At 40.6% G+C, this 8,406-nt stretch carries 9 protein-coding genes and 1 other RNA gene; 6 read left to right on the plus strand and 4 right to left on the minus strand.

What is annotated here, in order from left to right; translation table 11 throughout:
* Positions 1-130 precede the first annotated feature (130 nt).
* Complete coding sequence (gene rsmG, locus QM865_RS09020; RefSeq protein ID WP_023944292.1) at positions 131-844, minus strand: 16S rRNA (guanine(527)-N(7))-methyltransferase RsmG; 714 nt, start codon at positions 842-844, stop codon at positions 131-133.
* A 93-nt stretch (positions 845-937) separates the two neighbouring features.
* Between rsmG and QM865_RS09025 the strand changes: the two genes are divergently transcribed.
* Both QM865_RS09025 and htpX read left to right on the plus strand, forming a co-directional pair.
* A complete protein-coding gene (locus tag QM865_RS09025; protein WP_000219846.1) occupies positions 938-1,498 on the plus strand; it encodes a LemA family protein in 561 nt (186 codons plus the stop codon).
* A gap of 1 nt (position 1,499) precedes the next feature.
* Positions 1,500-2,399: a zinc metalloprotease HtpX gene (gene htpX / locus QM865_RS09030; protein WP_219966693.1), complete on the plus strand. Its 900-nt coding sequence runs from the start codon at positions 1,500-1,502 to the stop codon at positions 2,397-2,399.
* Positions 2,400-2,888: 489 nt separating this feature from the next.
* Here the strand turns inward: htpX and rlmB are convergent, their stop codons facing one another.
* Together rlmB and def are read right to left on the minus strand one after the other, a co-directional pair.
* Positions 2,889-3,617 (minus strand): 23S rRNA (guanosine(2251)-2'-O)-methyltransferase RlmB, encoded by a 729-nt coding sequence (gene rlmB / locus QM865_RS09035; protein ID WP_023944296.1) that lies wholly within the window; start codon positions 3,615-3,617, stop codon positions 2,889-2,891.
* 44 nt (positions 3,618-3,661) lie between these two features.
* Positions 3,662-4,273: a peptide deformylase gene (def, locus tag QM865_RS09040; protein WP_261023772.1), complete on the minus strand. Its 612-nt coding sequence runs from the start codon at positions 4,271-4,273 to the stop codon at positions 3,662-3,664.
* Between the two features lie 174 nt (positions 4,274-4,447).
* On the opposite strand from def, the gene QM865_RS09045 reads away from it, so the two are divergent.
* The 4 genes from QM865_RS09045 to ssrA all read left to right on the plus strand — a co-directional run bounded on the left by QM865_RS09045 (position 4,448) and on the right by ssrA (position 7,662).
* On the plus strand, positions 4,448-5,767 hold the full coding sequence (locus QM865_RS09045; RefSeq protein ID WP_414306498.1) for a CapA family protein: 1,320 nt from the start codon (positions 4,448-4,450) through the stop codon (positions 5,765-5,767).
* A 21-nt stretch (positions 5,768-5,788) separates the two neighbouring features.
* The gene (locus QM865_RS09050; RefSeq protein WP_414306499.1) at positions 5,789-6,616 is read left to right on the plus strand and encodes an HAD family hydrolase; all 828 of its coding nucleotides are present in this window, start codon (positions 5,789-5,791) and stop codon (positions 6,614-6,616) included.
* Position 6,617: 1 nt separating this feature from the next.
* The gene (locus QM865_RS09055; RefSeq protein WP_224218560.1) at positions 6,618-7,253 is read left to right on the plus strand and encodes an SGNH/GDSL hydrolase family protein; all 636 of its coding nucleotides are present in this window, start codon (positions 6,618-6,620) and stop codon (positions 7,251-7,253) included.
* 61 nt (positions 7,254-7,314) lie between these two features.
* Positions 7,315-7,662, plus strand: a transfer-messenger RNA (tmRNA) gene (ssrA, locus tag QM865_RS09060).
* A 193-nt stretch (positions 7,663-7,855) separates the two neighbouring features.
* On the opposite strand, the gene QM865_RS09065 is transcribed toward ssrA, so the two are convergent.
* Positions 7,856-8,203, minus strand: coding sequence for a thioredoxin (locus tag QM865_RS09065; protein ID WP_414306500.1), 348 nt, complete (start codon positions 8,201-8,203; stop codon positions 7,856-7,858).
* Positions 8,204-8,406: the final 203 nt, after the last annotated feature.

Genomic DNA, 8,406 nt, shown 5'->3' on the forward strand with positions numbered 1-8,406 from the left:
ATGAAATCAAGCATTAGTAAAACCAGTGGAATTTACCCTGACACAGATTTCCACTGGTTTTTAGGATTTTTATCAGACTAACTTCCACTTGTACTAGCGGTGGAACTTAGTTTGGGAATTTACCAAAAGATTAAAGCGGGCGTTTGTTGGGCATGCCAGCCTTACGTGGATATTTATTTGGTGTTTCTTTTTTCTTTTCTACCACTGTGATGTAGCGCGGATCTCCATTAGGTAGAGCGTAGCTGAGATTGTCTTCGACCTTACTAAAAAGGAGGTTGAGGGCATTCTTAGCTTCTAATAATTCCTCAGGCGCATTGCTAGCCTTGAGTGCCAATAGTTTTCCGCCAACTTTAAGGTAGGGGATAGTCAATTCAGACAAGACCTGCATACGGGCAACCGCACGAGCTGTTACAAAATCATATTGAGCACGGAAATTCTTGTCTTGGGCAAAATCTTCTGCACGTCCATGGTAGAAATGAACACCGTCCAAATCCAGTTCTTGAGACAAAAGTTGGAGGAAGTTGATGCGCTTATTGAGCGAATCAATGATAGTCACATCAAGCTGAGGATAGAGAATTTTCATCGGCAGACTAGGAAATCCTGCCCCAGCTCCAATATCAAGAAGTTTGATAGTTTCATTGGGAATCAAACCTTGAAGAATGGGTGCAATAGAATCGTAAAAATGTTTGAGATAAACTTCTTCCTTGTCTGTAATAGCTGTTAGATTAATTTTTTCATTCCATTCGACCAAGAGCTCAAAATAACGTTCAAATTGTTTTTTTTGCTGGTCCGAAAGTGGAAGATTTTGCTCGGCAAGCAAGTTGTAAAATGTTTCTGGTTTCATAGTTATTTCCTTCTTTAGTATCATCTTATTTTACCACAATCATTAAAAATTTGATATACTGGTACTAATCTAAAAGTAGAAAGGACTTATATAATGACTTGGATTATTCTTGGAGTTTTAGCTCTTGTTGTTATTTTTGTGATCGTTAGCTATAACGGTTTGGTTAAGAATCGTATGCAAACAAAGGAGGCTTGGAGTCAGATTGATGTTCAGTTGAAACGTCGAAATGATCTCTTGCCAAACTTGATTGAGACTGTAAAAGGTTATGCCAAATATGAAGGTTCTACCCTTGAAAAGGTGGCAGAACTGCGTAACCAAGTGGCAGCAGCGACTTCACCAGCAGAAGCTATGAAAGCTAGTGATGCCCTCACTCGTCAGGTTTCAGGTATTTTTGCAGTTGCAGAAAGCTATCCAGATTTGAAAGCTAGTGCCAACTTTGTTAAATTGCAAGAGGAGTTGACAAACACAGAAAATAAAATTTCTTACTCCCGTCAACTCTACAACAGTGTTGTCAGCAACTACAATGTAAAATTAGAAACTTTCCCAAGCAATATTATCGCTGGAATGTTTGGCTTTAAAGCAGCAGATTTCCTTCAAACACCAGAAGAGGAAAAGGCAGTTCCTAAAGTTGATTTTAGCGGTTTAGGTGACTAAGATGTTGTTTGATCAAATTGCAAGCAATAAACGAAAAACGTGGATTTTGTTGCTGGTATTTTTCCTACTCTTAGCTCTTGTTGGCTATGCGGTTGGTTACCTCTTTATGCGATCTGGGCTTGGTGGTTTGGTTATCGCACTGATTATCGGCTTTATCTATGCTTTGTCCATGATTTTTCAATCAACAGAGATTGTCATGTCCATGAATGGAGCGCGTGAGGTTGATGAGCAAACGGCACCAGACCTTTACCATGTAGTGGAAGATATGGCTATGGTGGGTCAGATTCCCATGCCACGAGTTTTCATCATTGATGATCCAGCCTTAAATGCTTTTGCGACAGGTTCTAATCCCCAAAATGCGGCGGTTGCTGCGACGTCAGGTCTCCTAGCTATCATGAATCGCGAGGAGCTAGAAGCTGTTATGGGACATGAGGTTAGTCATATTCGTAATTACGATATCCGTATTTCGACTATTGCTGTCGCTCTCGCTAGTGCTATCACCATGCTTTCTAGTATGGCAGGTCGTATGATGTGGTGGGGTGGCGCAGGTCGTAGACGAAGTGACGATGATCGAGATGGAAATGGCTTAGAAATCATTATGCTAGTGGTTTCCCTACTAGCTATTGTGCTGGCACCTCTCGCTGCAACCTTGGTACAACTAGCTATTTCTCGTCAGAGGGAATTTCTAGCTGATGCTTCTAGTGTCGAGTTGACTCGCAATCCTCAAGGGATGATCAATGCTCTACGTAAGTTGGACAATAGCGAGCCGATGCATCACCATGTCGATGATGCTAGTAGCGCACTTTATATCAATGATCCCAAGAAAGGGGGAGGGTTCCAAAAACTATTTTATACCCACCCACCTATTTCAGAACGGATTGAGCGTTTGAAACATATGTAAAATTTGCCTATACAATCCTAAAAATGAGCATTCTCGTAGTTGGAGATGCTCATTTTCTTATATAAGAAATTCAGAAATCAATTTGTTATGATACAACTTATATTCTTCGAAAATCTCTTCAAACCGCATCAGATTCGCCTTGCCGTACTTAAGTCCAGCCTGCGGCTAGCTTCCTAGTTTGCTCTTTGATTTTCATTGAGTATTAGAATTTCTTTAGGAAACTTCGTTCAGAACACATGATATATCGAAGAAGAATTTAGCATCTATGTCAAATGGAGGAGGGCAACTGATCTCGTTTTTCGCAAATTAGAGAATATTTTTGGCGTGCTAAGAGTGTGTGTTAGAGACAAGTAGGCCAGCGTAGTAGAGCTAGGATTCATCTTAATGAGCATGGGGGTTACAAAATTGTCCAAGAATTCAATCTACAAATCAGTTATTTAAAAATCACTGTGTTCTTTTAGCTAGAAGTTAGTTTTTGTCCAGCCTCTTTTATAGGCGATTTCGGAAAACTTCATACATGAGAATAGCCGCAGCAACACTGGCATTGAGACTTTGAACATGTCCATTCATCGGAATGGTAATCATCTCATCAACCTGTTTTTTGATGTTGCTAGAGATACCTTTTCCTTCATTTCCAATGATGAGGGCAATTTTCCCTTTTGTATTCCACTTGTGGCAAGGAGTACCGTTCATATCCGTTCCAAAGGTCCAGAAGCCTTCATCCTTGAGTTTGTCCAGAGTTTGGCTTAGATTGGTCACTCGAGCAATTGGAACGTGCTCAATAGCACCTGTGGCTGTTTTGGCAACGACAGGTGTTACTCCGACAGCACGGTGCTTGGGAATGATGACTCCGGAAACATTGGTCGCATCGGCTGTTCGCAAGATAGAACCCAGATTATGGGGATCGGTTAAACCATCTAGAATCAATAGAAGTGGATTTTCTTCTTGACGCGTTTTGGCAAGGATGTTATCCAGCTCGCTATAGGCAAATTCAGACACTCGTAGAACAAAACCTTGGTGGACAGCACCTTCAGTCATCTCAGAGAGGGATTTTTTTGAAGTCCAAGAAATGGATACCTTCTTTTCTGTAGCCAGTTCTTTGACTTTCTCAACATTCTTACCTCGGAGATCTTCTTGGAGGTAAAGTTTGTTTCCTGTGTTTGCAAGGAGGGCTTCGGTAACGGCGTGAACGCCATAGACAATATCATTTGTTTTCATGCCTCTATTATAACACAAAACCCCGTCTTGCAACGGGATTTTCTTTATTCTAGAATTAGTAAACCATCTTTAACTGCAAATGGGTCTTTTTCATTGATACGATCGTAAAACATGATTCCGTTAATGTGGTCAATTTCATGCTGAACAACGATGGAGTTGTAGCCTTTGAGTTTGATACGGTGTTTTTCTCCATCCTTGTCAAAGTAGTCAACAGTAACGCGAGCATGACGCACCACATAGCCAGGCACGTTGCGGTCAACAGACAGACAACCTTCTCCTTCGCCAAGAGCAGCGTCTTGAACAGAGTGAGAGACGATTTTTGGATTGTACATAATGGCTTGTAAATCGTAGGCTTCCTCTGGAGTTTCTCCTTCTTCAACAATATTTGGCACTAAAACAGCGATAATGCGTTTTGAGATATCCAATTGAGGAGCAGCAAGTCCAACCCCACCGCGTAGCCCCATCTTTTCAGCCATGACAGGATCTTGGGAATGTTTGAGGAATTGCATCATCTTTTCGCCAAGAATGATTTCCTGGTCAGACAAGGGGAAAGTAACTTCCTCAGCAACTGAGCGAAGAGTCGGATTCCCCTCGCGGATAATATCGTTCATATCAATTAAGTGAGCAGCTTTTGTAATACGTTCTATAGCAGACATTTTCTCTCCTTTCATTACCTCTACATGATATCACAAAATGACAAGGATTGAAAGTATTACAGTTTTTAGAATTTATAGAAAATAGATAGGAAGTTCAATTCAATTGTGAAAGAAATACTTATCTGTGTTATAATAAAAAGAAAAGGCTTGCATTAGAAAGTAGGGAGAATGAAGATGCAAAGAAGACAAGATAGAAATCAGGGTGGTTTAGCTTTTCGTTTTATGAGGGGCTTGGTAAACTTTTTTAGGAGTTATCGTAAGTGGAGCAACAAGGGATTTGTGGCGGTACTCTTGCTAGCAGTTGCTTTATCAATGGGCTTGGTCTTGTTGTTTGAAAGCTTCCAAGGCATGCCTATGACCAGTCAAAAACGAGATACTATTTCTCAAGAAGGAACTAAGAAAAATTCTCAGGAGCAGGAAGAGGAAAAAACTGCTAGAATTATGGCTCATGGTGATTTGCTTTATCATGATATTCTTTACTTTTCAGCAAAAAAGGATGATGGAACGTATGATTTTCATGAGAATTTTGAGTATGTTACTCCTTGGCTTAAGCAAGCAGACTTAGCTATTGGTGACTTTGAAGGAACCATTAATAAGGATCATTATTTAGCAGGTTATCCTCTCTTTAATGCTCCTGCTGAAGTTATGGATGCCATTAAGGATGCAGGTTACCATGTTCTAGATTTGGCTCATAATCACATTTTGGATTCGCAAATTGAGGGGGTTATTTCAACGGCAAATGCTATCGAAAAAGCAGGAATAACACCAATTGGAGTTTATACGCACGAGCCACGTGATCAGGCTCCGCTGGTCATTAAGGAAGTGAATGGTATCAAGGTTGCACTTTTGGCTTATTCTTATGGATTTAATGGAATTGAGCAAAATATTTCTCAAGAGGATTATAATCACTATCTTTCAGATTTAGATGAGAATAAAATGAAGTCTGAAATTGAACGGGCGGAAAAGGAAGCAGATATCACCATTATCATGCCACAAATGGGTGTTGAGTATCGCATAGAACCGACTGAAGAGCAAAAAGCTCTTTATCACAAGATGATTGATTGGGGAGCAGATATTATCTTTGGAGGGCATCCACACGTAGTTGAACCGTCTGAAATTGTTGAAAAAGATGGGGACAAGAAACTCATTATCTATTCAATGGGGAACTTCATTTCCAATCAACGAATTGAGACCATGCAAGGGGTAGAAAATGCTAAGTGGACTGAACGGGGTGTTCTCATGGACGTGACCATTAAGAAGAAGGATGGAAAAACAACTATCGGAACAGCTAAAGCTCATCCTACTTGGGTCAATCGAACACCAAAGGGAACCTTTTCACCAGAGGGCTATCCTTTATATCATTATCAAACCTATATCTTGGAAGATTTCATAGAGGGTGGCAGTCATCGTGACCAGTTAGATGAAGTGACTAAGGAACGAATTGATACAGCCTACAAAGAAATGAACGAACATGTTGGATTGAAGTGGGACTAGCTTGAATCCAGAGGAAAGAAAATGACGATTAAAGTAATTGCGACAGATATGGATGGGACCTTGCTGGATGCTAGAGGCCAGCTTAATCTCCCACGATTGGAAAAGATTTTAGATCAGTTGGATCAAAGGGGTATTCGTTTTGTCATCGCGACGGGCAATGAAATTCACCGCATGAGGCAACTACTGGAGCACTTGGTCAATCGAGTGGTTCTGGTTGTTGCAAACGGTGCTCGTATTTTTGAAAACAATGAACTGATTCAGGCTCAGACTTGGGATGATGCCATTGTCGATAAGGCTTTGGCTCATTTCAAGGGTCGAGCGTGTCAGGATCAGTTTGTTGTGACGGCTATGAAAGGTGGTTTTGTCAAAGAAGGTACGATTTTTACAGACCTTGAAAGTTTTATGACTCCAGAAATGATTGAGAAATTCTACCAATGGATGCAGTTTGTGGATGAATTAACCTCTGACCTCTTTGGTGGTGTGCTCAAGATGAGTATGGTTGTTGGTGAGGAACGTTTGAGTTCGGTTTTGGAAGAAATCAATGATCTCTTTGATGGCCGTGTTCGGGCTGTATCGAGTGGCTATGGTTGTATTGATATCCTCCAAGCTGGGATTCATAAAGCATGGGGCTTGGAAGAATTACTCAAGCGTTGGGACTTGAAGCCCCAACAAATTATGGCTTTTGGCGATAGTGAAAATGATGTTGAAATGCTTGAAATGGCTGGAATTGCCTATGCGATGGAAAATGCTGATGAGAAAGCCAAAGCTGTGGCGACTGCTCTAGCGCCAGCCAACAGCCAAAGCGGAGTTTATCAAGTCTTGGAAAACTGGTTAGAAAAAGGAGAATGAAGTGGCAGTACAGTTATTAGAAAATTGGTTACTAAAGGAACAAGAAAAAATCCAAACCAAGTATCGTCACTTAAATCAGGTTTCTGTTGTAGAGCCAGACATTCTTTTTATTGGGGATTCCATTGTCGAATATTATCCTCTGCAGGAACTATTTGGGACTTCGAAGACGATTGTCAATCGAGGCATTCGAGGTTATCAGACAGGACTGTTATTAGAGAATCTGGATGCGCATCTGTACGGTGGGGCGGTAGATAAAATTGTCCTTTTAATTGGGACGAACGATATTGGAAAAGATGTGCCTGTGAATGAGACTCTCAATAATCTCGAAGCTATCATACAATCCATTACTCACGATTATCCATTGACTGAGATTAAATTGCTTTCTATTTTGCCAGTCAATGAGGGAGAGGAGTACAAGCAGACAGTCTATATCCGCACAAATGAAAAAATTCAGAAATGGAATCAAGCCTATCAAGAGCTTGCTTCTGCCTATATGCAGGTGGAATTTGTACCAGTTTTTGATAGTTTGACAGACCAAGCAGGCCAACTCAAAAAAGACTACACAACTGATGGGCTGCACCTCAGTGTTGCTGGTTATCAGGTTTTGTCAAAAGCCTTGAAAGACTATCTTTTTTAGTTAGTTGATTTCCCTTTTGCATTTTTTAGTTAGATAAGGTATAATGGTTTTATTGTCTTTTGGGGTCGTTACGGATTCGACAGGCATTATGAGGCATATTTTGCGACTCGTGTGGCGACGTAAACGCTCAGTTAAATATAACTGCAAAAAATAACACTTCTTACGCTCTAGCTGCCTAAAAACCAGCAGGCGTGACCCGATTTGGATTGCTCGTGTTCAATGACAGGTCTTATTATTAGCGAGATACGATTGAGTCTTGTCTAGTGGCTTGATAAGAGATTGATAGACTCGCAGTTTCTAGGCTTGAGTTATGTGTCGAGGGACTGTTAAACTAATACATAACCTATGGTTGTAGACAAATATGTTGGCAGGTGTTTGGACGTGGGTTCGACTCCCACCGGCTCCATTATTCCTTTGCATTCCTTGGTAAAACGTTGTTAAATCAACGTTTTTTATTTTTATCTTTGGTATTCCTTGGTATTCTTTTGCAGAAAAAGGATACAACAAAGGATACAACATTTTTGTCGTATCCTAGAAATCTATGTACTTCGCAAAGCGTTCTTCGGCTCCATTATGCGTTTTTGTGATTGTTAGCTGATTTTTTACAATCCTGCAAATTCTTTGATTTCTTGTGCTGACATTGAAGAGTCGCAACGGACGTTGATTTGTCCATCCGCAATGTGAACAAAGCCTGGTACAGTTGGGATTCCGTAGCGTGAGCGGAATGCTTGCAACTCATTGAGTTGGCTTGCTTCTTCACTATTGATGAAGTAGATGTGAGATTTAGTTTCAGCTACGACACCTGCCAATGTACCAGCAAATTTACGGCAGTAAGGGCAAGTTTTGCGACCGATAAAGAAGGTTGCAGTTTCTTTTTTATCAAGAGCTTCTTGCGCACGCGCAACTGTAGTGACTTCAAGGTCTTTGATGTTTTCTAAAAATTGTTCCATGAGATTACCTCGCTTTCATTGATATGTCTAGTATGCCATAAAGTTTCTAAAATTGCTTAGATTTGATACGAAAAAAGAGCCTGGGACAATAGTCTCTTATGTCCCCAAAAAAAGCAACGGATTTGCCGTTGCTTTTTTGCACGGTTGCGATAGTCTTGGTAAAATAGAATTGCTTAATAAACCATTTAGAAAGGCTATCCCAT

Origin of the sequence: Streptococcus mitis (assembly GCF_047462815.1) — a bacterium.
GTDB lineage: Bacteria > Bacillota > Bacilli > Lactobacillales > Streptococcaceae > Streptococcus > Streptococcus mitis_DO.

Excerpts from the sequence above, each read along its gene's own strand:
- rsmG (WP_023944292.1), bottom strand. The coding sequence starts at position 844 with ATGAAACCAGAAACATTTTACAACTTGCTTGCCGAGCAAAATCTTCCA.
- QM865_RS09025 (WP_000219846.1), top strand. The coding sequence starts at position 938 with ATGACTTGGATTATTCTTGGAGTTTTAGCTCTTGTTGTTATTTTTGTG.
- htpX (WP_219966693.1), top strand. The coding sequence starts at position 1,500 with ATGTTGTTTGATCAAATTGCAAGCAATAAACGAAAAACGTGGATTTTG.
- rlmB (WP_023944296.1), bottom strand. The coding sequence starts at position 3,617 with ATGAAAACAAATGATATTGTCTATGGCGTTCACGCCGTTACCGAAGCC.
- def (WP_261023772.1), bottom strand. The coding sequence starts at position 4,273 with ATGTCTGCTATAGAACGTATTACAAAAGCTGCTCACTTAATTGATATG.
- QM865_RS09045 (WP_414306498.1), top strand. The coding sequence starts at position 4,448 with ATGCAAAGAAGACAAGATAGAAATCAGGGTGGTTTAGCTTTTCGTTTT.
- QM865_RS09050 (WP_414306499.1), top strand. The coding sequence starts at position 5,789 with ATGACGATTAAAGTAATTGCGACAGATATGGATGGGACCTTGCTGGAT.
- QM865_RS09065 (WP_414306500.1), bottom strand. The coding sequence starts at position 8,203 with ATGGAACAATTTTTAGAAAACATCAAAGACCTTGAAGTCACTACAGTT.